23 protein-coding genes are annotated in these 22,521 nt (G+C 69.7%); 6 read left to right on the plus strand and 17 right to left on the minus strand.

What is annotated here, in order from left to right:
• Window positions 1-360: 360 nt before the first annotated feature.
• The 13 genes from AB0H49_RS24870 to AB0H49_RS24930 all read right to left on the minus strand — a co-directional run bounded on the left by AB0H49_RS24870 (window position 361) and on the right by AB0H49_RS24930 (window position 12,661).
• Window positions 361-1,950, minus strand: a complete 1,590-nt coding sequence (locus AB0H49_RS24870) for an AarF/ABC1/UbiB kinase family protein (protein ID WP_357254749.1) — start codon at window positions 1,948-1,950, stop codon at window positions 361-363.
• An 86-nt stretch (window positions 1,951-2,036) separates the two neighbouring features.
• A complete protein-coding gene (locus AB0H49_RS24875; RefSeq protein ID WP_357254751.1) occupies window positions 2,037-2,801 on the minus strand; it encodes a sporulation protein in 765 nt (254 codons plus the stop codon).
• A gap of 126 nt (window positions 2,802-2,927) precedes the next feature.
• Window positions 2,928-3,587 (minus strand): phosphoribosylanthranilate isomerase, encoded by a 660-nt coding sequence (locus tag AB0H49_RS24880; RefSeq protein ID WP_357254752.1) that lies wholly within the window; start codon window positions 3,585-3,587, stop codon window positions 2,928-2,930.
• A 73-nt stretch (window positions 3,588-3,660) separates the two neighbouring features.
• Window positions 3,661-4,383: a lysophospholipid acyltransferase family protein gene (locus tag AB0H49_RS24885; protein WP_355004207.1), complete on the minus strand. Its 723-nt coding sequence runs from the start codon at window positions 4,381-4,383 to the stop codon at window positions 3,661-3,663.
• Window positions 4,384-4,563: 180 nt separating this feature from the next.
• The gene (locus AB0H49_RS24890; protein WP_355004208.1) at window positions 4,564-5,577 is read right to left on the minus strand and encodes an ROK family protein; all 1,014 of its coding nucleotides are present in this window, start codon (window positions 5,575-5,577) and stop codon (window positions 4,564-4,566) included.
• Window positions 5,574-6,341: a hypothetical protein gene (locus AB0H49_RS24895; RefSeq protein ID WP_357254754.1), complete on the minus strand. Its 768-nt coding sequence runs from the start codon at window positions 6,339-6,341 to the stop codon at window positions 5,574-5,576. The genes AB0H49_RS24890 and AB0H49_RS24895 overlap by 4 nt, the downstream gene beginning before the upstream one ends.
• 13 nt (window positions 6,342-6,354) lie before the next feature.
• The gene (locus AB0H49_RS24900) at window positions 6,355-7,674 is read right to left on the minus strand and encodes an ArsA family ATPase (RefSeq protein ID WP_357254856.1); all 1,320 of its coding nucleotides are present in this window, start codon (window positions 7,672-7,674) and stop codon (window positions 6,355-6,357) included.
• Entirely contained in the window at window positions 7,671-8,108 is a 438-nt protein-coding gene (locus AB0H49_RS24905; protein ID WP_355004210.1) for an SRPBCC family protein, read from the minus strand. Before AB0H49_RS24905 ends, AB0H49_RS24900 begins: the two co-directional genes overlap by 4 nt.
• 64 nt (window positions 8,109-8,172) lie before the next feature.
• Entirely contained in the window at window positions 8,173-8,568 is a 396-nt protein-coding gene (locus AB0H49_RS24910) for a polyketide cyclase / dehydrase and lipid transport (RefSeq protein ID WP_357254756.1), read from the minus strand.
• A 29-nt stretch (window positions 8,569-8,597) separates the two neighbouring features.
• On the minus strand, window positions 8,598-9,725 hold the full coding sequence (locus AB0H49_RS24915) for a glycosyltransferase family 4 protein (RefSeq protein WP_355004212.1): 1,128 nt from the start codon (window positions 9,723-9,725) through the stop codon (window positions 8,598-8,600).
• Between the two features lie 63 nt (window positions 9,726-9,788).
• Window positions 9,789-10,790, minus strand: coding sequence for a hypothetical protein (locus AB0H49_RS24920; protein ID WP_357254758.1), 1,002 nt, complete (start codon window positions 10,788-10,790; stop codon window positions 9,789-9,791).
• A gap of 6 nt (window positions 10,791-10,796) precedes the next feature.
• Complete coding sequence (locus tag AB0H49_RS24925; RefSeq protein ID WP_357254760.1) at window positions 10,797-11,822, minus strand: NlpC/P60 family protein; 1,026 nt, start codon at window positions 11,820-11,822, stop codon at window positions 10,797-10,799.
• Window positions 11,823-12,079: 257 nt separating this feature from the next.
• On the minus strand, window positions 12,080-12,661 hold the full coding sequence (locus tag AB0H49_RS24930; RefSeq protein WP_355004215.1) for a C40 family peptidase: 582 nt from the start codon (window positions 12,659-12,661) through the stop codon (window positions 12,080-12,082).
• A 593-nt stretch (window positions 12,662-13,254) separates the two neighbouring features.
• On the opposite strand from AB0H49_RS24930, the gene AB0H49_RS24935 reads away from it, so the two are divergent.
• The gene (locus AB0H49_RS24935) at window positions 13,255-15,024 is read left to right on the plus strand and encodes a DEDD exonuclease domain-containing protein (RefSeq protein ID WP_357254762.1); all 1,770 of its coding nucleotides are present in this window, start codon (window positions 13,255-13,257) and stop codon (window positions 15,022-15,024) included.
• 72 nt (window positions 15,025-15,096) lie between these two features.
• Here AB0H49_RS24935 and AB0H49_RS24940 read toward each other — a convergent pair whose 3' ends face one another.
• A complete protein-coding gene (locus tag AB0H49_RS24940) occupies window positions 15,097-15,306 on the minus strand; it encodes a hypothetical protein (protein WP_357254764.1) in 210 nt (69 codons plus the stop codon).
• A gap of 140 nt (window positions 15,307-15,446) precedes the next feature.
• Between AB0H49_RS24940 and AB0H49_RS24945 the strand changes: the two genes are divergently transcribed.
• Window positions 15,447-15,722, plus strand: a complete 276-nt coding sequence (locus AB0H49_RS24945) for an Lrp/AsnC ligand binding domain-containing protein (protein ID WP_067785820.1) — start codon at window positions 15,447-15,449, stop codon at window positions 15,720-15,722.
• Between the two features lie 4 nt (window positions 15,723-15,726).
• Here the strand turns inward: AB0H49_RS24945 and AB0H49_RS24950 are convergent, their stop codons facing one another.
• The 3 genes from AB0H49_RS24950 to AB0H49_RS24960 all read right to left on the minus strand — a co-directional run bounded on the left by AB0H49_RS24950 (window position 15,727) and on the right by AB0H49_RS24960 (window position 17,923).
• A complete protein-coding gene (locus AB0H49_RS24950; protein WP_357254766.1) occupies window positions 15,727-16,005 on the minus strand; it encodes a hypothetical protein in 279 nt (92 codons plus the stop codon).
• Between the two features lie 223 nt (window positions 16,006-16,228).
• Window positions 16,229-17,290 (minus strand): anthranilate phosphoribosyltransferase, encoded by a 1,062-nt coding sequence (gene trpD, locus AB0H49_RS24955; protein ID WP_357254768.1) that lies wholly within the window; start codon window positions 17,288-17,290, stop codon window positions 16,229-16,231.
• Between the two features lie 207 nt (window positions 17,291-17,497).
• Window positions 17,498-17,923, minus strand: a complete 426-nt coding sequence (locus tag AB0H49_RS24960; RefSeq protein ID WP_357254770.1) for a hypothetical protein — start codon at window positions 17,921-17,923, stop codon at window positions 17,498-17,500.
• Window positions 17,924-18,127: 204 nt separating this feature from the next.
• Between AB0H49_RS24960 and AB0H49_RS24965 the strand changes: the two genes are divergently transcribed.
• The 4 genes from AB0H49_RS24965 to AB0H49_RS24980 are packed head-to-tail and all read left to right on the plus strand — an operon-like array spanning window position 18,128 to window position 22,457.
• Window positions 18,128-18,739, plus strand: coding sequence for a heme-copper oxidase subunit III (locus AB0H49_RS24965; RefSeq protein WP_355004221.1), 612 nt, complete (start codon window positions 18,128-18,130; stop codon window positions 18,737-18,739).
• 54 nt (window positions 18,740-18,793) lie between these two features.
• Window positions 18,794-19,657 carry a cytochrome c gene (locus AB0H49_RS24970; protein WP_355004222.1) on the plus strand — a complete coding sequence of 288 codons (864 nt, stop codon included), beginning with the start codon at window positions 18,794-18,796 and terminating at the stop codon, window positions 19,655-19,657.
• Window positions 19,654-20,844, plus strand: coding sequence for a ubiquinol-cytochrome c reductase iron-sulfur subunit (locus AB0H49_RS24975; RefSeq protein ID WP_355004223.1), 1,191 nt, complete (start codon window positions 19,654-19,656; stop codon window positions 20,842-20,844). The genes AB0H49_RS24970 and AB0H49_RS24975 overlap by 4 nt, the downstream gene beginning before the upstream one ends.
• Window positions 20,841-22,457, plus strand: coding sequence for a cytochrome bc complex cytochrome b subunit (locus tag AB0H49_RS24980; protein ID WP_357254773.1), 1,617 nt, complete (start codon window positions 20,841-20,843; stop codon window positions 22,455-22,457). Before AB0H49_RS24975 ends, AB0H49_RS24980 begins: the two co-directional genes overlap by 4 nt.
• The last annotated feature ends 64 nt before the right edge of the window (window positions 22,458-22,521 follow it).

Genomic DNA, 22,521 nt, shown 5'->3' on the forward strand with positions numbered 1-22,521 from the left:
GAACGGGTGTGGTCCGCGGGGCCAACAGGTGAGTGGGGTCGCCGCCCGGCGCGCTTTGTTCGGCATAACCGTTCGCCGCACTGAACCATCGGTGGCGGCCATCGGCGCAACTGTCGGTCGCGCGCGCATTCGGCGGCCTTCGTTCACGGCTCGGGTCGGATGTTTGCCGCCCGAGGTCGTCGGTAGTGGTCGCCCATCACGCGGCGGTTTCGACGGCGGCTGTTCAGTTCGTCGGTAGCGCCAGACCTGGCTGCTGGGTTCGGCGGCGCGTGCCTGAAGTCGGGCGGCTCGGCGCGCTCGGTTGTCAGGGGGCGGCCGTCGGGCAACCGGGTGCCGCGAGCTCGGTTGGGCGTTGGGCGTTCAGGGTTCGGGTGGCCGATTGGTCGGTGGCTCGTCGGCAGCGCCAGGTCCGCACGCGGTGGGTGCCCCGGGGCCGAGCGCGGTTGCTGGCCGGGCCGGGTTGGTGGTTGGGGCAGGTGGGGCCACCGACAGTCGTGCGCTCGGTGCGGCTGGACGTACTCGGCGCAGCGGTTCGGTCGGGCGGTCCGGCATCCACGGAAAATTCGCGTCGTCCAGGCCGAGGGCCGCGGTGACGTCCGGGAACCAGCGGATGCATTCGGTGCGCAGGGGCAGTTCGGGCTGGAGTTGCGACATCACGCTCACGCCGGCGAGGAAGGTGCGCAGCATGGGGGTGTGTTCGGCGGGCATGGTGAGCTGGCGGATGACGTTGGACAGGCTCAGGTCCACCGTCGCCGAGACCCGTTTGCGCAGCCAGTCGGTGGTCAGGCGGAAGGTCGGGTCGAGCATGGCGTCGCGCATCGGCGCCAGCTGCTCGAGCACGGTGTGGCTGTCCAGCGCGCGGTCCGGTTCGACGTAACCGCGGCGGCGGATCGCGGCCTCCAGGTCGGTCGGGTCGCCGGAGAGGATCGCGCGGGCGATGTCGGTCAGCGCCTCCAGGTAGCCGGGCGGGAACGGCGCGCACGCGCCGAAGTCGACGACCCCCAGTCTGCCGTCGGGCATGATGCGGAAATTGCCGGGGTGCGGATCGCCGTACAGCAGACCGGCTTTCGTCGGACCGGAGAGCAGGAAGCGCAGCACGAGCAAACCGATCCGGTCGCGGTCGAACGGCGCGCCCTGCGCGACCATCCGCGACAGCGAGACGCCGTCCAGCCATTCGGTGATCAGCACGTCGCCCTGTTGCGCGACCACGTCGGGCACCACGAAATCCGGGTCGTTCGCGTAGGCCGCGGCGAAGCTGCGCTGGTGCGCGGCCTCGATCTCGTAGTCCAGCTCCTCGCCGATGTAGGCGCACAGCGCCTCGATCACCGCGCGCGAATCCGCGCCGGGCAGCAAGGCGGTGAACAGCGGCGCGATCTGGCGCAGCGCCTGTAGATCGCTGAGCACCGCCTCGCGCGCGCCGGGATACATCACCTTCACCGCCACCCGGCGGCCGTCGTGCCACACCGCGCGGTGCACCTGACCGACCGACGCCGCCGCCGCATGCCGGTCCTCGAACTCCAGGAACAGCCCGCGCCAGTCCGGACCGAGCTGGGCCGCCAGCGCCGCGTGCACCATCGGGGGCAACATGGCGGGCGCCGAATCCTGCAACTGGTTCAGCGCGTCGCGGTACGGCGCGGCGAAATCCGCGGGCAGCGCCAGCTCGTACAGCGACATCAGCTGCCCGAGCTTGGCCACACAGCCTTTGAGCTCGCCGAGCACGTCGAACAGGTGCTGGGCGGTCCGCGCCTGGATCTCGCGGTTCACCTCGTCGGCGGAACGGCCGAGCATGCGTTTGCCCGCGCCCGCGACCCGCCTGCCCGCGAACGCGACCGGTAGACCGGCCAGCTTCGTGGTGCGGGCGAGTCGGCCCGTCGGCGGATCACCGGCGGGCTCGGCGTCGATACGCCTGGGCAGCTTCAGAATTCGACCACCGTTGTCGCGGCGGGCCATGGTCACCTCACTCGCACGCCGAGAAAGACCACCCCTACCCGTGGTCCCGCGTCGACGTTGTGCGTGACAAGGCTACCAACGAGGCCTCAGTGCGCGAGCCGTGCCAGGCGTTGGTGCAGTTCTCCAGCCCAGTCGACGCCCTCGAGACGCTGGTAGTCGACCCACAGCGCGTCGAAGACGTCGCGACCCTCGGAGATCCAGCCGCCGCGCTTGTCCGCCTCCAGCACGACGCTCATGCCGGTCTCGGTGGCGATGAAGGTCACCTCCAGCTGGTTCAGCCGCGGATAGTGCGGCGATCCGGCGAACTCGATCTCCTGATAGAACGGCAATGTCTGGGGCGTGTTGTGCACCCGGCCCGACTCCACGTCGGCGCTGCGCAGGTGAAAACCCAAGCGCTCCACGGCCGCCAGCAGCACGTGCTGTGCGGGCAGCGCGCCGACTCCGATGGGGTCGGTGTCGGCGGCGTCCACCGCGCCGTGGATCTCCACGATCGTGCGCAGCGAGACCACTGTGCCCGGCAGATGCCTGCCGTTGTAGAACGTGATCGGCGTTTCCATCGGCGCGCGCGCCGCGAAACGGAAATCCAGCACCGCGCCGGGCGGCAGGTGCAGCGGACCGTGCACCCCGGTGCGCCCGAACGCGATGTCGCGCAAGCCCTCGTGGTCCTCGTACTCCTGCTCGGCCCTGGTCACGAATTCCACCGCGACCTGCGCGATGTCCTGCCCGACCTGTCCGCCGCGCAGCCGAACCACGCCCTCGACCACCCCGCCCGGCTGCACGCCCGGTGTGAACAACTCGGTCTCGACCTCGGCCCCGCCGACCCCTGCCGCCGCCAACAACTTCTTGAACATGCCCCGCAGTCTCCCCGCCCCGCCTTACCGACACCTTGTCGTTGCCTTGCGCTGTGACCAACGTCATCCGCGGCCCTGCCGTCGTACGCCGCACGAGGTCGCCTCGTGTGCGAAACATAGGGAAGGTCAGGAGAAGGAGCGGCGGGCGGTAGTGACGAAGTCAGCGCAGGCATCGGGGGACTTGTCGCCGGAGGGGTGCTCGACTCCGCTGTTGACGTCGACGGCGAAGGGGCGGACCGTACGGATGGCGTCGGCGACATTGGCCGTGCTCAGGCCACCCGCGAGGATGACGGGGCGGCCGAGCCCGCGCAGGTCGTCGACGATCGCCGCACTCACTGACCAGTCGTGGGTTCGGCCGGTGCCGCCCAGGCGCTCGGTCGTACGCGAATCGAGCAGGACCGCATCGCAATTCGCCGCTGCGGAACGGGCGGCGTCCACGGCCTCGGGACCGGTGACGTGCACGGCTCGGATGATCCGGTGCGGCGAGGCCGCGCGAACCTGTCGAACGGTCTCGTCGGTCACCAAGCCGTGGATCTGAACGGCGTCCACGCCGACATGTTCGGCGAGCTCGAGGATCGCCTCGGCGCTCTCCATATGGGTGACCAGAACCCTGGTGACGAACGGCGGCGTCTGCCCGGCGAGCCATGCTGCCCGGTCGGCGTCGAGTGCGTCCTCGCTGACGTGGGTGACGCCCGCGATGAAACCGACCGCGTCGGCGCCCGCCGCGATCGCGATCCGCAAATCACCTTGGGACCTGATTCCGCATAGCTTCGCACGCACCGACACGCGGCCACGATACCGTCGCGGAAACGAGAACGGCCCCGGGACTTTTCGGTCTCCGGGGCCGTTCTCGGGGAGGTCAGCTGGCGGCGGTGTCGGGGATGCGGGCGGCTTCGGGCTTCGAGCCGGAGGGGACGCCCTTGAGGCTGTGGGCGTAGACGTCGACGTATTCCTGGCCGCTCAGTCGCATGAGTTCGTACATGACTTCGTCGGTGACCGCGCGTTCGACGAAGCGGTTGCCGCTCATGCCCTCGTAGCGGGAGAAGTCGATGGGGGCGCCGTACTTGATGGTCACCTTGCGGCGGCGCCACTTGAAGGGGCCGGGCGGGGAGACCTCGTTGGTGCCGATGACCGCGACGGGGATGACGGGCACGCCGGTTTCGAGCGCGAGCCGGGCCAGGCCGGTCTTGCCCTTGTAGAGGCGGCCGTCGGGGGAGCGGGTGCCCTCGGGGTAGAGGCCGACCAGACGACCCTCGTCGAGCAGCTTGCGCGCGGCGTTCAGCGCGTCTTCGGCGGCGGAGGCGCCGCTGCGGTCGATCGGGTACTGGCCGGTGCCGCTGAAGAAGAACTTCTGCAGGCGACCCTTGAAGCCGGGAGTGGTGAAGTACTCGGCCTTGGCGAGATAGTTGATGCGCCGCGGGCTCGATAGCGGAGCGAACAGCCAGTCGGCGAAGGATAGGTGATTACCCGCCATGATGGCCGGCCCGTGCGCCGGGATGTTCTCCACGCCTTCTACGGTCGGCCGATTGTAGAGGCGAATGAAGGGTCCCACGAGCACGAACTTCAGCAGCCAGTAGAACATGACGTCCTTCCCCCGGGACCGGGATAGTAGCGGGCAACCTGCGTCAGTTGCCGACTTTACCGCTGGCTGGAGATCACATCCAATTACAGCGGTGTATCTCACCACAATCGGGCCGAAGCGGCTCTCGAAGGTCCCTCCGCCGCCGATTGATTCGAACGGGTGTGCCCTTGCGCGCCGAAGTCAGCGCCCGCTGCGCGCGACGCGCGACGGCCGCCGCCCCGGCTCGTCGAGCACCGCGCGGGCCAGTTCGGCGGCGCCGATCATGCCCGCCGCTTCGCCGAGCTGGGTGGTGCGAATACGAGCCAGCGGTCGGTGGCCCGCGCCGGTGAGTGCTCGGGCGTACTCCTCGCGCGCCTCGTCGAGGAACAGCGGAGCCGAACTGCTCACCCCGCCCGCGATGACGACCAGATCGGGATCGAAGATGTCGCTGACGAACGCGAGCCCGAGCCCCAGCCAGCGCGCGAAATCGGCCATCGCGGCGAGCGCGACCGGATCGCCGTCCTGGGCAGCGCCCGCCACCCGACGACCCGTCAGCGAACCGGGATCGCGGTAGACCTCCCTGGCCAGCACCGTCGAGCGCCCGGGGTCGGTGGCCAGCAGCTCGATCGCGGTGTCGGCGAGCGCCGTTCCGCTGCAATACCTTTCCCAGCAACCGTGCTTGCCGCACGGGCAGACCCGTCCCTGCGGCACCACCTGCAGATGACCGAGTTCCGGCGCGACGCCGTGCGAGCCGCGATAGAGCTTGCCCTCGATGAGCAGCGCCGCCCCGATGCCGGTGCCGATCGCGACGAGCACCACGTTGTGCCCGCCCGCCGCCGCGCCGAACCGGTACTCGGCCCACGCCGCGGCGTTGGCGTCGTGCTCGAGGATGACCGGCAGGTCGAGGCGCTCGCCGAGCCGCGCCGCGACGGGCGCGTCCTGCCAGGGCAGGTGCGGTGCGAACCGGACGGTGGAGCGATCGTCGTTGATGAAACCGGCGACGGCCAGACCGACCGCGCCGATCGGGTGGCGGCGGCACAGCTCGCGCACGGCGCGGTCGAGCGCGTCCTCCAGCGCGCGTGCGCTGTGCGGGGTCGGCGACTGCACGGTGTCGAGCACCTCGCCGTCGCCGTCCACCACCGAGGCGCGAATGTTGGTGCCGCCGACGTCGATACCGACGGTCAGCGGGAGCGCGGCTGCCACCTGGTGTGTCATGCCTTGATCGTCACGGGGATACCGACGTATCCGGACCGTTTGCTTCGGGCGGAGGAAGGCGTGTCGGACGACAGCGGTGTGTTGGTGCGCTGGTCGGGCGGTGCGCCGGAGCTGTCGCTGCGCTCGTCGTCGGAGCGAGCGGCGCCGTTGCGCGGACCGCTCGAGTGGGCCTCGTCGCTGTGTCGATTTCCGGAGCGGGACGCCGCGCCTCGGACGTCGCCCGCCTTGTTCTCCCGGCCACCGACGGAAACATGCGCGCCGCTCGACCGCGACGCATCGCCGTGCCGGTGACCGTCCCGCGATGTAGCCGTGCTCCGGCCATCCGAGGGGGACCCGGCGTCGTGTCGATCGGCCGCGCCCGTGCGCTGGTGAGCCGAACGGTGCGCCGCACCCGATCGACCGTCCCCGGCGCCGCGCCGCGCATCCGACCGCGTCCCATCGTCTCCCCCCGGATGACGCTGCCCCACACCGCTTTCCGCATCCTCGTCGTCCGGCAGCAGCGGATCCACCGGCACCCCGGCCAGCGCCTCGCGCAGCACCGTGACGATGGCGGTGCCGTGATCGGCGATGGCCGCGACCACGTCGTGGTGCTCCCCGCGCACCAGCGCCGCGGCCGCGCAGACCGGGCACCAGCTGCACGCCGACCAGTCCGGCTGACCCTGCGCCGCGCTGCGCCGCAGCACCGGCTCGACGCGTTCGAGCACCGCTTCCGCCAGCAGCTTGAGTTCCTCGGCGAATTCGCTGAATCCGTCGCCGGCCGGCATCTCGCGCTCCATCTCAGCGGCCCTCGGACGTCAGCGGCCACACGTCCGGGTCCGGGCGGAATCGCACGACCAGGTAGCCGCTGTCGAGTTCGGCGTCGTCGACCGTGCACCGCCGCAATACCGGCGCCAGGCGCAACCGGCGCCGCACACCGTCCGCTCCCACGATCAAATCGTCCTCCACTCGTCCCAGTCGCAGCGTCGCCGGATCGACGACGGGCAGGTGCATCCGCATCGCGTACACCGAATGCAGACCCGTGCCCGATTCCAATCGAACCACCGGTTCACCGGAACGTGTGCGAACCTCCGCCGGATTGTCGCCCAGCATAGGTGCAGTTTCGGTGTCCGACGCGGCGGAACCGACGCCGAAGGACAGCGCCTGCAGCGACCCGAGACCCACCGGTTCCGCGCCGGTGTGCTGGGCGATCAGCACCGGAATGTCGCGCATGGCCTTGCCGAGCGCCTCGATCACGTCGAACTGCTCGGCCCTGCGGTTGTGATACCAGTGCACCGCGGGATGCGCCTCCTCGGCCGGGCCGGTCGGTTCGGGCATCGGCGGCAGCACCTTGTTGACGATCACCGCGTCCAGCCGCAGTCCGAGCAACGCGGTCGCCGAACGCACCCGCCCGGACTCGGCGAGGGCGACCCGCTCGGCGACGGTGACCAGTCGCGCGCCGGTGCGGTCGTGGTCGGCGAGCAGGTCGCGCACCGCGCCGACGGCCTTGACGATCCGGTCCACGGTGGCGGCGAGCACCGCCTTGCGCAGGTCGGTGCCGATGGTGCTCATCGCCCGCGCGTGCGGGGGCCAGATGCGTTCCAGGTAGCCGAGCAGGGTGTCGGGCGCGGTGACGATGCGCAGCATGTCCGCCGAGGGTGGGCAGTCCACGACGACGACGTCCCACTCGTCGTCGTCGGCGAACTGGGCGATCTCCACCAGCATCAGCAGTTCCTGCACGCCGGGCAGGCCGGTCAGCTCGGCGGGGTCGAGCGCGGCCAGATCGATGCCGTGGTCGTGGGTATGGGCGCCGCCCGCCGACAGCATGCGGGTCACCTCGCGGAACCGATCCTCCAGCAGCGCCAGGGAATCCACCTCGATGACGTCGAGTCCCGGCAGCACCCTGGTGATTCCGGTGACCGTGCCCGGATCGTGCGGGAAACGGAAACCGAGCGCGTCGCCGAGCGAATGCGCCTGATCGAGGGAGGCCAGCAGGACAGTCTGCCCGGCGCGGGCGTAGGACATGGCGGTGGCGCACGCCAGGGTCGTCTTGCCGACGCCGCCTTTGCCGACGAACAGCTCGAGCCGGGTCCGCTCGCCGGGCTTGCGCTGCCCGGTCAGCCTTCGACCCGTTTCTTCAGTTCCTTCAGTGCGGTATCGGTGATGACCTTCTCGGCCTTGCGCTTGAACATGCCGATCATCGGGATGTTGAGATCCACGGTGAGTTCGTAGATCACCTGGGTGCTTCCGTCGGGCTGGTCGACGAGTTCGTAGGTCCCGTCCTGCGCCTTCTGCAGATCACCGCTGATCAGCTTCCAGCTGACCGCCTTGTCGTCGGCGCGCCAGGTGTAGGTCAGCACGTAAGTGTCCTTGACGACGCCCGCGTCGAGCACGAAGCGGGCGGTGCGCGCCCGGCCGTCCGCGCCCTTGTCCAGCACCTCGACGGACTTCGCCGCCGAGACCCACTCCGGGTAGGACTCCAGGTCGGCGATGACGGCCATCACCCGCTGCGAGGGGGCCTCGATGAGGATCGACCTCTGGGTCCGGTCGGCCATGGTGGTCAACGGTTCCTTTCGGTGTTGAGTGGCCGCGCGGGCGCGGCCTGCGTGCCGCCCGTCCTCAGGCTGCGGGTGTCGCGGCGGGCGTCACTCCGGCCGGGCGGCCCGCCTCGAGCCGCGCCTTGATCTCGAAGGACATGTTCTTGCCCGCGACTCGGCGGGCCCGGTTGGCGGCGAGCAACTCGCGCGGCGACATCCGTTCGGCGCCCTGCGGTTCACAGTGCAGGAAGTAGTGCAGGATCACCCCGTCCAGCGAGGGTTCCAGCCACACCTCCATGCTGCCCGTCAGCGCTCCGGACACCGACCAGCGAATTCCCTTGTCGCCGCGGTCCTCCCGCACCTCGAGGGTGAGATCCGGCCACCACTGGCGCCATCTGTTCGGACCATCGAGCACTTCGGCGACCGCCGCGCCCGAGGCGGCGACGAACGTCTGGTCCGCGACCTGAATGCTGCTCACACCGCTGAGCGTAGTTGATCGGGGTTCGCTCAGCGGAGGAGGTGGCGGAGGCGCGCGCCGAGGGTGTCCCAGCGCCAGTTCTGCTCCACCCACGCGCGTCCCGCGGCGCCCATGGCCGCGGCGGCGTCGCGGTCGGCGAGGATGTCGACGAGCGCGTCGGCGATCTCGGTGACCTTGCGTCCGTCCACCACTCGGCCGGTCTTGCCCTCCAGCACGGTTTCCGGCGCACCGCCGGAGCGACCCGCGACCACCGGGACGCCCGTGGCCGAGGCCTCCAGGTAGACGATGCCGAGACCTTCGACGTCGAGTCCGGCGCCGCGGGTGCGGCACGGCATGGCGAAGACGTCGGCGATGGTGTGGTGCGCGGCGAGTTCGGCCGACGGGACCCGGCCGGTGAAGACCACGCTGTCGCTCACCTCGAGCGCGGCCGCCAGACCGCGCAACTTGTCCTCGTAGGGGCCGCCGCCCGCGATGACCAGCACCGCGCCGTCGACACGATCGCGGATCTCGCGCATCGCCGCGATCAGCACGTCCTGGCCTTTGCGCGGGACGAGCCGGGAGAGGCACAGGATGGTCGGGCGATCGCCGAGCCCGTAGCGCTCGCGCAGTTCGGCGCGGGCCGCGGGATCGGGGCGGAACGTCTCGGTGTCGACGCCCGGCGGCAGGTATTCCAGCGCCGCGCCGGCGCCGAAGGCCGAGGCGAACCGGCCCCGGGTGTACTTGCTGACGTAGGTGACGACGTCGGTGTGGTCGCCGATCGCGCGCAGCGCCTGTCTCGCGCCCGGCAGCATCGACCAGCCGACCTCGTGTCCGTGCGTGCTGGCCAGGATTCGCTCGGCGCCCGCCCGGCGCAGCCGTGGTGAGAGCAGGGCGAGCGGCGCCGCCGCGCCGAACCAGACGGTGTCGCACTTCTCGTCGCGCAGCAGCCGCGCGGCCCGGCGCAGGACCAGCGGCGTCGGCAGCATCAGGGTGGTGGGATGGCGTACCACCTGGAACTTCTGCTTGGCATCGAACTTCAGGTGCGAGTCACCGCGCCAGCGCGGCGCGTAGACCACCAGATCGTCGGGCGGCAGCTCGCCGACGAGCGTCTGCAGATACGACTGGATACCGCCCGGCCGCGGCGGGAAATCATTGGTAACCAGCAGAGTTCGGGCCATGGGGACAACCTACTTGGTGCGATCGGCTCGCCGCCGATCCGGTCGGGCTGCGCGGGGGCCTGCTCACATGGCCTGAGCGGAGAGCCAAGCGCGCCAGTCCGCGACGAAATCGGCGCGCCCGACGCCGAGCACCTCGCGCAGCACGCGATCCTCGCCCGCGGTGTCGAGGCGGTCCGCGGCGATGCGCCGGTAGAGCTCGACGAGGCGGTGTTCGTCGTACTTCTCGGCGACGAACGCGGAGACCGTCCAGGCCTCCTCGTAGGCGGCGACGGCAGTGCCACCGGCGAACGCGGTGTCCCGCGGCAGGTCGGCGGGCAGCGTCCCGGCGCGCAGTGCGGCGACCACCGTCGGCGCGATGTCGGCGAAGGCGTGGCCCTCGCCGCGGTGGGCGGCGTACTCGGCGAAGCCCTCCAGCATCCACTGCGGAGCGCCGTCGGCGGTCACGGCGCGGGCCGCGATATGCGTCAGTTCGTGGCGCAGCAGCGTGCGCAATCCGGCGGGGGATAGGCGCCGACCCGCGTCGGGGCTGAAAACCACTCGCTGACCGGTCGGTTGGCTGCCCCGCACGAACGGATCGGCCACCGAGGCCGCGGCGACCTCTTCGGGCATGTCGGCTCCCGCGCGCACCAGCGCGGCGAACTCCGACGGATTGGCGGCGACCAGGACGAGCGCCGACTGCGCCCATTCCGGTCCCCACAGTTCGGTGGTCGCGGCCGTGGCGTCGGGCAGCTCGCGCGCGAGAATCTCGAGCTCGGCGCGGTGACCGGGGTGGCCGACCACCAGCGACTCCGTGCCGTCACCGCCGGGGACGCGCAGCGTTTCGATCGGCCCGAACGGTTCCAGGGTGCGGCGCACCGCGGCCAGGCGCGGGTCGTCGGCGGGCGCTTGCCCCAGGCTCTCGGTGGAGACGTGCTGGGCCGCGCGGATTTTCGGCATCGCCCACTTGGGCGCCATCGCCAGTGCGCAGCAGGTGCCCGTCAACAAGGTGATCATCGCGACGGTGAGAACGAACTGACACCGCCCCTTGGCCATGCACCAGCCGCGTGCCCGTCGCCAACCCTCCATAGCGGATCAGTATCGCCTAGCGGAGTGGAACGGTGTCGTCCCCATGGGCGCTACGGCCACCGGCACGCCGAAAGTGGAGGCGTGCAACATGAGTCCGTTGCCCGCGTAGATGCCGACATGCGAGATGTCGGAGTAGAAGAACACCACGTCGCCGGGCTGCATGTTCTCCTTCGGCACGGGCGTGCCGTAGGACGCCTGCGCGGAACTGGTGCGCGGCACGTTCTTGCCGACCTGTTTGAACGCCCACTGCACCAGGCCCGAGCAGTCGAACTGGTCCGGTCCGGTCGCGCCCCAGACGTACGGGTCGCCGACGCGGGTGAGCCCGGCGGCCAGCGCGCTGGTTCCGCTGCCGGGAACCAGTCCTTGCAGCAACGTGTCCCGATCGAAACCGGGCGGGAACGGCGATCCGGCCAGCGCGGACCTGTCCTTGACGGACAGCGAGCTCCACGCCTCGATCACCTGGGCGATCGCGCCGCCCAGCTCGCTGCGCTTGCGCTCCAGATCGGCGCGCACCTGCTCGGCCTTCTCGGCGGCGCCGCGGGCCGCGTCGGCGGCGGCGCGTGCGGCGGACTCGGCGGTCTCGGCCGCGTCGGTCGCCTTCTTGAACTCTTTGAGTTGATCGGCGGTCTGCGCGCTGAGCACGTCCAGCGTGGACATCTGGTCGAGCAGCTGCTGCGGGGAATCGCTGACCAGCACGGCGTACATGCGGTTGGTACGCGCGCCGGTATAAGTGGCGATCGCGGTGCGGTCGATGACCGGCTGGAACTTGCGGACCTCGGCGCGGGCGGCGTCGGCGACCTGGGTGGTCGCGGCCAGCTTCGCGTCGGCTTCCTCTTGCACCGCGAGTTTGGCGTCGAGCTCGTCCTGGGCGCTCAGCGCCTGCTGATTGAGTTGCTCGGACTGACGCGAGAGATCGATCATCCGCTGCACCGCCTCGCTCGCGGTGCCCGGCAGTGCCACGGGATCGGCGACCGCGGGACCGCTCGCGTAGAGGGCCGTGGCCAGCGCTCCCGCCGCCAGTACTCCACTCACCAGACGATTGGTGCGCGGTCTCCGGTGACCAGCAGCCACTGGCGTGCCCCGTTCTCTCGTAATGCCGAATCGTGAAATCGAAAGCGACGCTGTCGTCCACACCCCGGTTCGCGGAAACGAGTTCGGCGGCTCCGCAACCCGGGTATGTCTCATTTAGGTTACGAAACGGCAGCGGTCGGTGTCCAGTGGGGAACGAACCGATCACGGCCGCGGGGAGATCGAGCCGGGCCGCGTGGGCGGCCCGGCTCGACTCGGAATCAGAAGCGGCGCGCGCCCGCGACCGGCATGGAGTCCAGCGAGGCGATCATCACCGGGGTGCCGGAGGTGGAGGCGTGGATGATGTTGCCGTCGCCCGCGTACAGGCCCGAGTGGCCGCCGCCGTAGAACGACACCAGGTCGCCCGGCTGCAGGTCGTTCAGCGAGACCGGGGTGCCGGAGGCCAGCTGGGCGCCGCTGGTGCGCGGCAGCTCCATGCCCGCCTGGCGGTAGGACCACTGCACGAGGCCGGAGCAGTCGAAGGCGTTGGGGCCCGCGGCGCCGTACACGTAAGGGGAGCCGAGCTTGGACATGGCCGCGTCCAGGGCGACCTCGCCGAGGGTCTTCTGCGGCGCGACGAACGGCAGGGGAGCGCCGCCGGGCGGGGTGCCCAGCTGCACGCCCGGGATGTCGGCCGGGATCGGGATCTCGTTCGGAACATCGAACGTTCCCACGCCGGGGATGGTCACCGGCTGAGCCGACGCGGGGGCGGCCGGAAGGAGGAACGCGCCGATGGTGGCAGCGCCGACGGCTCCGGCGGCAACGGCACGCTGCGCCTGTCGCTTGACGGTGTTGGTCGCCATGATGCGGTTACTTCCAATCTGCCCCACGACGCCACACCCGGTGGTGCAGCGGACTGCGTGCTGCCGCTCCGTTCGGTGCGGCGGACTCCGTGAGGTCTCGAAAAGGTTACGAACACATCACGGTGTTTTGTAAAGCCCAGGGCATCCGAAATGGCGATGATCAACAATTTCCGCCAGGCATATCTGCGAGGTATCTCACACCAATCACGAAACGATAACGAGGGCCGGTTATCGACGGGCGTCCATGTCGCTACCCTCAGCTGTCCCAGGTGGTGGCCCGGCCCATGCGCGGCGTGCATGACCGTTGTTTTCGCAGGTGAAAGCGCTCACTCTGCTGCTTGACGCGTCCTCCATCCGGGCGGTTGACCAGAGTGGCCCGGCAGTGCCGCAGCATGTCCAGGACGACTGGTCGGCTGTACCGGACACGCCCGGGCGCTGATTCCTTCGCGGCGGAAATGTGATCTGGATCGCTTTTCGGTGATCTAGATCATTTCGGGGGTATCGCAATGAGAACCTCGCGCGACAAATCGGACGAATGGCGCACGGTTTCGCGCGCGCGGAAGTTGTCGTACCGAGGTCCTACGCTGCTCGCCGTGCCCGACCCCGTGCCGCGCCAGGCCGCCGCCAAGCAGCTGGCCTTCGACGAACTCGATACGCCGCTCTACGACACCACTTTCGTGGTCGTCGACCTGGAGACCACGGGAACCCGCGCGGACGGCGACGCGATCACCGAGATCGGCGCGGTCAAGGTGCGCGGCGGCGAGGTACTCGGCGAGTTCGCGACGCTGGTGAATCCCGGCAGGGAGATACCGCCCGCGGTCGTGCACGTCACCGGGATCACCACGGCCATGGTCTATGCCGCGCCGCGCATCGAGTCGGTGCTGCCGGGATTCCTCGAGTTCGCGGCGGGCGCGGTGCTCGTCGCGCACAACGCCCGATTCGACATGGCCTTCCTGCGCGCGGCCGCGGCGCGCTGCGAGACCGAGTGGCCCAAGGCGCCGGTGCTGTGCACGGTGAAGCTGGCGCGACGGGTGCTCGGCAGGGACGAGGCGCCCTCGGTCCGGCTCGCGTCGCTGGCCCGGTTGCTCGGCGCGAGCACGCAGCCGACGCACCGCGCACTGGACGACGCGCGCGCCACCGTCGACGTGCTGCACGCGCTGATCGCCCGGGTGGGAAACCAAGGCGTGCACAGCCTCACCGAGCTGATGGACTATCTGCCGGACGTGAGTTCCGGGCAGCGTGCCAAGCGGGTGTTCGCCACCGACCTGCCCGCCGAGCCTGGGGTCTACCTCTTCCGCGGTCCCACCGACGAGGTCCTCTATATAGGCACCGCGGTGAATCTGCGTCGCCGCGTGCGCAATTACTTCACCGGCTCGGAGACGAGGGGCCGGATGAAGGAGATGGTCGCGCTGGCGACTCGCGTCGACCACGTGGTGTGCGCGCACGCGCTGGAGGCCGGGGTGCGCGAGCTGCGGCTGCTCGTCGCGCATGCCCCGCCCTACAACCGGCGCTCGAAGTTCCCCAAGCGGGGATGGTGGATCGCGTTGACCGACGAGCCGTTCCCGCGGTTCGCGATCGTCCGTACACCGACGCAAGACGCGCTGGGCCCCTTCACTTCTCGGCTGAATGCCGCCGATGTCGCGGCCACCGTCGCCGAGCACGCCGGACTGCGCACCTGCACTACCCGACTGCCCCGCGGCGGCCGCCACGAATGCCCGCCCGCGGTGGTCGGCGGTTGCCCTGCGGCGACCCCTTCCGGAATCCCTATAGATACAACGGAATACGCACCCGCTCCCGCCGCGGTGCGCGCGCTGTTTCGCGGCGATTCCGACGCCACTGTGCGGGTGATGCTAGACCGCATCGAAACGCACTCCGCCGCCGAGCATTTCGAGGCCGCCGCGCGCCTGCGCGATCGCACCGTCGCGGTGATCAGGGCGCTGCGGCGCACCCAGCGGCTCGCGGCGGTCGCCCGGATCACCGAGTTGATCGCCGCGCACCCGGACGGCGCGGGCGGCTGGGAGTTCGCCGTCATCCGCTACGGCCGCCTCGCGGGATCGGGGGTGGCGCGGCGCGGCACGCCGCCGATGGCGATCGTGGAGCAGATCGTCGCGGCTGCGGAGACGGTCGTCCCGGACGGCGCGGGAGGCGCGGATCCGGACGATGCGCCCCCGCTGCGCGGCGCTTCGCCCGAGGAGGCGGGCCTCGTCACGCGCTGGCTGGCGCGGCCCGGCGTGCGCATCGTGCGGACCACGGACGGGTATCACGAGCCGCGCTACGGCGCGGGCCGATGGTTGGGTTGGGCCGAGGTGGCCGACACTGCGGCCAGGACGCGGTCGGCCGAGGCGGACTACGCCGAGCGTTAGGCGTAGATGCGCATTCGCTTCGAGCCATGCGCGGTATGGGGGCGGCCTGCATCCGACTCGGATGGCGGGCGATCAGACCTCCGGTGAACCAGTACTCGACGCCCGCCGCGAGCAGCTGGCACCCACTCGGCGGGTGCCGGGCAGCTCCTCGGGAAACTCGCCGGGGCCGCCCGCCCAGATCAGCGCCCTGGCATCGGCGAGGTCGCTCAGCGTCGCGCCACCTTCGGTGACCGCCTTCTCGAGCGAGGTCGGCGCGGGCTGGGTGGGGCGTCCGTCGGGCATCCCTGCGTATTCGCTGTGGCCGTGCGCGGTCGGTGGGCGGCTGCGTCCGGTTGTGTCCGTCAGGCGTACCTCCGCATTCGCTCCGGCCGTGCACGGTCCGAGGACGGACTTCGGCCGACAGCGCCGATTACGCTGGCAGCATGATTAACGCGATCGTGCTGATCCACGCCGACAACGGCCGTATCCCGGAGACCGCGCAGGCGGTCGCCGACACCGAAGGCGTCACCGAGGTGTACTCCTGCGCGGGCGATGTGGACCTGATCGCGATCGTGCGGGTGCGCGATCACGAGCAGGTCGCCGAGGTGGTGACGCACCGGATCGACAAGACGCCCGGCGTGCTGCGCACAACCACCCACATCGCGTTCAAGTCGTACTCCCGCGCCGACGTGGAGGCCGGTTTCTCGCTGGGAGAATGACCGGTCAGGACGCGCTGATGGACCAGCCGGTGACCGAGCGGGTCTCACCCGGGTCGACCATGGCGGCCGCGTCGCCCGTGCACTGGTCGTCGCTATACACGCTGATGACCTTGTCCGTGTTGTTCTCCACGGAGAGCTCATCCGGTTGGTCGGCGACCTGAACACAGCCCACCGGGGCCTGGATCGCCTTCCCGTTCACGATCACGTCGCCCTCCTGGGCGTTGGCTGTCGGCGCGGCCAGCAGCAGGCCGGCAGCCATGATTCCGAATAGTGCGCGCTTCATAGTCGGCTCCTCACGTGTCGGACCGGACGGCACACCGATTCGCGTCGGGATGCCGTGCCGGAGAGGTGCCCGGCGGTCGGATAACCGCCGGGATCGTGATATGCAGACTCATTGCCACGGGCGCATCGCTGCGGTCGATCCATCCCGCGCCGGGTCAGTCTAGCCGTCTGTTACGTGCGTGGAAGAGGTTCGGCGACAATCGGATCGAGCGTTTGCCTGAAGTTCACCGATCGCCGAGCGTGTTCGAGAGTTTGACCCAGCTGTCCAGTAGCGCTACCGCCTGGCCACCGTCGATCGCGGCGGCCGCGCGCTCGATACCGGCGGCAAGCGCGTCGTGTACGTCGGCCTCGGGATCGCCCTCCCCGCGCGAGAGGTCGTAGGCGACGATGGCCGCGGCGGAGTTCACCAGTACCGCGTCGCGCACGGGGCCCGGCGCGCCCGCGAACACCGACCGCGCCACACCGGCGTTGGTCTCGGCGTCACCGCCGCGCAGCGCGTCCAGTTCGACGCGTGGGATGCCGAGGCGGGTCGGGTCGATGGTGGTCTGTCGCTTCCGGCCGCCCGACACCACCCAGGCGTCGGTGGTGTCGGAGGTGGTGATCTCGTCGAGCCCGTCGTTGCCGCGCACCACGAGGGCGCTCGCCCCGCGCTCGGCGAACACGCCCGCGACCACCGGAAGCAGATCGGGGAAGGCGCAACCCACCAGGCCCGCGCGCGGCTGAGCCGGGTTGGTCAGCGGACCGAGCACGTTGAAGACAGTGGGAATCCCGATCTCCTTGCGCGCCGGGCCCGCGAAGCGCAGCGCGGGATGGAACAGCGGCGCGAAGCAGAAGCCGATCCCGACCTCGCGGACGCACTGCGCCACCGCGTCCGGACCGAGGGTGAGCCGCACGCCGAGCGCCTCGAGCACGTCGGCGCCGCCGCTCTTGGACGAGGCCGCGCGATTGCCGTGCTTGACCACCGGCACCCCGGCCGAGGCGACCACGACCGAGGACATGGTGGAGATGTTCACCGAGCCGGAGCGGTCGCCGCCGGTGCCGACGATGTCGACCGCGTCGCCGTCGATGTGCACGAGACGGGCGTGCGAGAGCATGCCGGAGGCCATGCCGGAGAGCTCGGCGGGCGTCGGACCCTTGATCTTCATCGCAACGCCGAACGCGGCGATCTGGGCCTGCGTCGCGTTGTCGGTGAAGATCTCGTTGATGACCCACGCCGTGTCGTCCGCGGCCAGGTCGCCGCCGTCGGCAAGGGTTCCGAGCACCTGGGGCCAGCTGCGCACGCTCATTCGATTTCTCCCGTCACTTCTGTAGCAAGCAGCCTAATCGGCGCGGTCGTGCGAGGTCCGTCAACAGCCTCGCGCCCGGCCGGAGCGGAGGCGGAGGTGCGCCTGACGGCGCGCCGTCGACGGTCCACGCCTGGCCTGCGCGGCCGGACGCCGGGTTGGGTACGCGCCGGAGCGTAAGCGGGGGCGCGCCCGGCCGGAAAGGCGTTTTCAGCGCGGAGTGGCCGCCCCACCCGGTTGCAGCACGTCCCACCCGTCGGCGAAACCGTCGTGGCGCTGCGCCAGCCCGGCCATCCTCGACCGCTCCTGCGAACAATGCAGCGCGTCGACGAGCTGCACCCGTTGCAGGATCAACATCTCCAGTGCATCGCCCGTCGCATCGGGTCGCGGGGCGGGCGCGTACCCCTCCTGCGCCGCGATCTCGCACACCCGCTCGACCTGCTCCGCCGGAATCCGCAGGTGATGCCGCAGCACCGCGGGCGCGTCCTCGGTCAGCCCTTCGGCCCTGGCCAGCGCGGCCGAGCAGGCCTCGGCGTCGTCGAAACTGGCCGCGACCACCACCAGGTCCGCACGGGCCGGGTCCAGCGGCGCCGGTGCGTCGCGCCCGAACAACCGCCGCCAGATACGCGGTGCCACATCCGCCTCCTCGTCTCAGCTTCTACTTACTCTCGCCTGTCATCATGACCGCGTCCGCGCAGGTCGGCGCGTTCGGTGCGGCGGCTTCCCGTGGATCGGACTCGGACATGCCAGTCCCGGTCCGTCCGTGCGTTTTCCGACACGGACGGCCAAGTTTCGTACCCGCCTACTGCTGTCGTACTACGACGAGTCATACTTACCCCCGTGACGACCGCAGTAGGGACCCCAGGATCGGCCATTACCCAGCGTGTGCACTCGCTGAACCGGCCCAACATGGTCAGCGTCGGTACCATCATCTGGCTGTCGAGCGAGCTGATGTTCTTCGCCGGCCTCTTCGCCATGTACTTCGTCGCGCGCGCCCAGGCCCACGGCAACTGGCCGCCGGAACCGACCGAGCTGAACCTGAAGCTCGCCGTGCCGGTCACGGCCGTGCTGGTCGCGTCGTCGTTCACCTGCCAGATGGGTGTGTTCGCCGCGGAGAAGGGCGACGTGTTCGGCCTGCGCCGCTGGTACGTCCTCACCTTCCTGATGGGCGCGTTCTTCGTCGGCGGCCAGGCCTACGAGTACTACCACCTGGTCCACGAGGGCACCTCGATCTCGAGCAGCGCCTACGGCTCGGTGTTCTACATCACCACTGGCTTCCACGGTCTGCACGTCATCGGTGGTCTGATCGCCTTCGTGTTCCTGCTGATCCGCACCAAGCTCAGCAAGTTCACGCCCGCGCAGGCCACCGCCGCGATCGTCGTCTCGTACTACTGGCACTTCGTCGACATCGTGTGGATCGGGCTGTTCGCCACGATCTACTTCGTCCGCTGAGCCAGCCCCGAATCTTTTGCACAAGTCGGTTCCGTCTACTCCAAAGGGACACAGATGAGTTCATCTCCCCCGTCAGCGCCTGAGCCCGCCAGCCCCGGGAACGGCGAGGCCAGCAAGACCCGCAAGCAGCGTCGCCTTCGCAGGCGCATCGCGGGCGGTCTCGCGCTCCTGGTGGGTCTGGTCGGAGCCGGCTTCCTCGCGACGGCTCTCACGCCCGAGCCCCAGGTGGCGACGGCCCACCAGGACCAGTCCGCGCTGATCCGCGAGGGCAAGCAGCTCTACGACACGTCCTGCATCACCTGCCACGGCGCGAACCTGCAGGGTGTGCAGGACCGCGGCCCCAGCCTGATCGGCGTCGGCGAGGCCGCCGTCTACTTCCAGGTGTCCTCCGGGCGCATGCCGCTGGCCGCCAACCAGGCGCAGGCCACGCGCAAGCCCGCGAAGTTCGACGCCCAGCAGATCGACGCGCTCGGCGCCTACATCGCCGCGAACGGCGGCGGACCGTCCGTGGTGCGCGACGCCAACGGCGAGATCGCCCAGGAATCGCTGCGCGGCGACGACATCGCCCGCGGTTCCGAGCTGTTCCGCATGAACTGCGCGTCCTGCCACAACTTCACCGGCAAGGGCGGCGCGCTGTCCTCCGGCAAGTACGCGCCGCCGCTGGAGCCCGCCAGCGAGCAGCAGATCTACGCGGCCATGCTGACCGGCCCGGAGAACATGCCGAAGTTCTCCGACCGCCAGCTCACGCCCGAAGAGAAGCGCGACATCATCGCGTACATCAAGAACGCCGCCGAAGAGAAGACCCCCGGTGGCTACGGCCTCGGCGGCTTCGGCCCCGCGACCGAGGGTCTGGCGATCTGGGTGGTCGGCATCGTGCTCACCGTCGGTGCGGCTATGTGGATCGGGTCCCGGTCATGAGTGAACAGGAGCGAGACGACGTGAGTCGCCCGGATGAGGGGACCGAGCTGTCGAAGAAGGGGCCGGTGAACACCCCCGCCGACCCGACCGAAGACGAACTGGACGCGATGTCGCGTGACGAGCTGGTCAAGCTCGGCACCGAGCGCGACGGCGTCGACGTCGCCTACCGGCGCGAGCGCTTCCCGATCCCGGGCACCCGGGCCGAGAAGCGGGCCGAGCGCGAAGTCACCTTCTGGTTCGCCATCTCCGGTCTCGCGGCGGCCGCGCTTGTCGGTGTCTTCCTGTTCTGGCCCTGGGAGTTCAAGGGCACGAACGAGGAAGGCCACAACGCCTACTCGCTGTTCACGCCGCTGGTCGGTCTGACCTTCGGCATCTCGGTGCTGGTCATCGGCATCGCCGTGGTGCTGATCCGCAAGAAGTTCATCCCGGCCGAGATCTCCATCCAGGACCGTCACGACGGTCGGTCGCCGGAGGTCGAGCGGCGCACCCTGGTCGCCGAGCTGTCGGACGCGCTCGACACCTCCACACTGGGTCGTCGCAAGATGATCACCCGCACCGCGGGCGCGGGCGTCGGTATCCTCGGCCTCGGCTCGCTGTTCCTCTTCGTCGGGGGCATGATCAAGAACCCGTGGGCCAAGGGCGACAAGTCGCCGCTGTGGGTCTCGGGCTGGACGCCGGACTTCCCTGGCGAGACCATCTACCTGCGCCGCGACACCGGCCGTCCGGAGGACATCGTGCTGGTGCGTCCGGAGGACCTGGACGCGGGCAGCATGGAGACGGTGTTCCCGTGGAAGGAGAAGTGGCGCGGCGACTCCCACGAGATGCTGCAGTCGCTGCGCGGCATCCGCAACGCGGTCATGCTGATCCGTCTGCGCACCGAGGACGCCGAGTCGGCGATCAAGCGCAAGGGCCAGGAGAGCTTCAACTTCGGCGACTACTTCGCCTACTCGAAGATCTGCACCCACCTCGGCTGCCCGACCTCGCTGTTCGAGCAGCAGACCAACCGGATCCTCTGCCCCTGCCACCAGTCGCAGTTCTCGGCGACCGAATGGGGTAAGCCGATCTTCGGTCCCGCCGCTCGCGCACTGCCGCAGCTGCCGATCACCGTCAACTCCGAGGGCTTCCTCGTCGCCAACGGCGACTTCATCGAGCCGCTCGGACCGGCCTACTGGGAGCGTCGTTCATGAGCCCTTCAGTCGCAGCCCAAGCCAACGAGATGGACGAGCGGTATCGCGCCGCGGCGTTCGTGAAGCGGTCGATCAACAAGGTCTTCCCGACCCACTGGTCGTTCCTGCTCGGTGAGATCGCGCTCTACAGCTTCATCATCCTGCTGCTGTCGGGCGTCTATCTCACGCTGTACTTCGACCCGTCGATGGCGCACGTCACCTACGACGGCGCCTACCAGCCGCTGCGCGGCGTCGGGATGTCACGGGCCTACGAGACCGCGTTGAACATCTCCTTCGAGGTGCGTGGTGGTCTGTTCGTGCGCCAGGTCCATCACTGGGCGGCGCTGCTGTTCGCGGCCTCGATCATCGTGCACCTGTTCCGTATCTTCTTCACCGGCGCGTTCCGCAAGCCGCGTGAGGCGAACTGGGTGATCGGCTCGCTGCTGCTGATCCTGGCGATGTTCGAAGGCTTCTTCGGCTACTCGCTGCCCGACGACCTGCTCTCCGGCACCGGCCTGCGCGCCGCGTTCTCCGGCATCACCATCTCCATTCCGGTGATCGGCACCTGGATGCACTGGCTGATGTTCGGCGGCGACTTCCCCGGCGACATCATCATCCCGCGCCTCTACATCGCCCACGTGCTGCTCTTCCCGGGCATCATCCTGGCGCTGATCGCGGCGCACGTCGCGCTGGTCTGGTACCAGAAGCACACCCAGTTCCCCGGCCCCGGCCGCACCGAGAACAACGTGGTCGGCGCCCGCATCGTGCCGGTGTTCGCCGCGGACCAGGGCGCGTTCTTCGCCTTCACCCTCGGCATCGTGGGCATCATGGGCGGCGTCCTGCAGATCAACCCGATCTGGAACCTCGGCCCGTACAACCCGGCTCAGGTCTCCGCGGGTTCGCAGCCGGACTTCTACATGATGTGGACCGACGGCATGGCGCGTCTGATGCCGCCGTGGGAGCTCTACATCGGCAACTACACGGTTCCCGCCGTGTTCTGGGTCGCGCTGATCATGGGTCTGGTGTTCACGCTGCTGATCGCCTACCCGTGGATCGAGAAGCGCCTCACCGGCGACGACGCGCACCACAACCTGCTGCAGCGTCCGCGCGACGTGCCGGTCCGTACCGCGATCGGCGCCATGGCGATCGCCTTCTACGTGGTGCTGACGCTGTCCTGCGTCAACGACATCATCGCGCTGAAGTTCGACATCTCGCTGAACGCGACGACCTGGATCGGTCGTATCGGTCTGCTCGTGGCCCCGCCGGTGGCGTACTTCCTCACCTACCGGTTCTGCATCGGCCTGCAGCGCAGCGACCGGGCGGTGCTCGAGCACGGCATCGAGACCGGCGTGATCAAGCGCCTGCCGCACGGCGAGTACATCGAGGTGCACCAGCCGCTCGGCCCGGTCGACGACCACGGCCACCCGATCCCGCTGGCATACCAGGGCGCCCCGGTGCCCAAGAAGATGAACCAGCTGGGTTCGGCGGGCAAGCCGGGCACCGGTAGCTTCCTGCGCCCCGACCCGCACGAGGAGTCGGAGCGGAACTTCGAGCTCGACCACGCCGAGGAACACCGGCAGCTGGCGGTGCTCCAGAAGGCACAGGAGAAGGCCAACGGCAAGCACGGCCACTGAGCCACGGTAGGCGGGAAGGCCCCGAGTCGACTACGACTCGGGGCCTTCCCCTTTTTTCGAACAC

The organism is Nocardia sp. NPDC050713 (genome assembly GCF_040654315.1).
Classification (GTDB): Bacteria; Actinomycetota; Actinomycetes; order Mycobacteriales; family Mycobacteriaceae; genus Nocardia.

Bases quoted from the DNA above. Each gene is read 5' to 3' on its own strand.
- AB0H49_RS24870 (WP_357254749.1), bottom strand. From the start codon at position 1,950: ATGGCCCGCCGCGACAACGGTGGTCGAATTCTGAAGCTGCCCAGGCGT.
- AB0H49_RS24875 (WP_357254751.1), bottom strand. From the start codon at position 2,801: ATGTTCAAGAAGTTGTTGGCGGCGGCAGGGGTCGGCGGGGCCGAGGTC.
- AB0H49_RS24885 (WP_355004207.1), bottom strand. From the start codon at position 4,383: ATGTTCTACTGGCTGCTGAAGTTCGTGCTCGTGGGACCCTTCATTCGC.
- AB0H49_RS24890 (WP_355004208.1), bottom strand. From the start codon at position 5,577: ATGACACACCAGGTGGCAGCCGCGCTCCCGCTGACCGTCGGTATCGAC.
- AB0H49_RS24895 (WP_357254754.1), bottom strand. From the start codon at position 6,341: ATGCCGGCCGGCGACGGATTCAGCGAATTCGCCGAGGAACTCAAGCTG.
- AB0H49_RS24905 (WP_355004210.1), bottom strand. From the start codon at position 8,108: ATGGCCGACCGGACCCAGAGGTCGATCCTCATCGAGGCCCCCTCGCAG.
- AB0H49_RS24915 (WP_355004212.1), bottom strand. From the start codon at position 9,725: ATGGCCCGAACTCTGCTGGTTACCAATGATTTCCCGCCGCGGCCGGGC.
- AB0H49_RS24920 (WP_357254758.1), bottom strand. From the start codon at position 10,790: ATGGAGGGTTGGCGACGGGCACGCGGCTGGTGCATGGCCAAGGGGCGG.
- AB0H49_RS24930 (WP_355004215.1), bottom strand. From the start codon at position 12,661: ATGGCGACCAACACCGTCAAGCGACAGGCGCAGCGTGCCGTTGCCGCC.
- AB0H49_RS24940 (WP_357254764.1), bottom strand. From the start codon at position 15,306: ATGCCCGACGGACGCCCCACCCAGCCCGCGCCGACCTCGCTCGAGAAG.
- AB0H49_RS24945 (WP_067785820.1), top strand. From the start codon at position 15,447: ATGATTAACGCGATCGTGCTGATCCACGCCGACAACGGCCGTATCCCG.
- AB0H49_RS24950 (WP_357254766.1), bottom strand. From the start codon at position 16,005: ATGAAGCGCGCACTATTCGGAATCATGGCTGCCGGCCTGCTGCTGGCC.
- trpD (WP_357254768.1), bottom strand. From the start codon at position 17,290: ATGAGCGTGCGCAGCTGGCCCCAGGTGCTCGGAACCCTTGCCGACGGC.
- AB0H49_RS24970 (WP_355004222.1), top strand. From the start codon at position 18,794: ATGAGTTCATCTCCCCCGTCAGCGCCTGAGCCCGCCAGCCCCGGGAAC.
- AB0H49_RS24975 (WP_355004223.1), top strand. From the start codon at position 19,654: ATGAGTGAACAGGAGCGAGACGACGTGAGTCGCCCGGATGAGGGGACC.
- AB0H49_RS24980 (WP_357254773.1), top strand. From the start codon at position 20,841: ATGAGCCCTTCAGTCGCAGCCCAAGCCAACGAGATGGACGAGCGGTAT.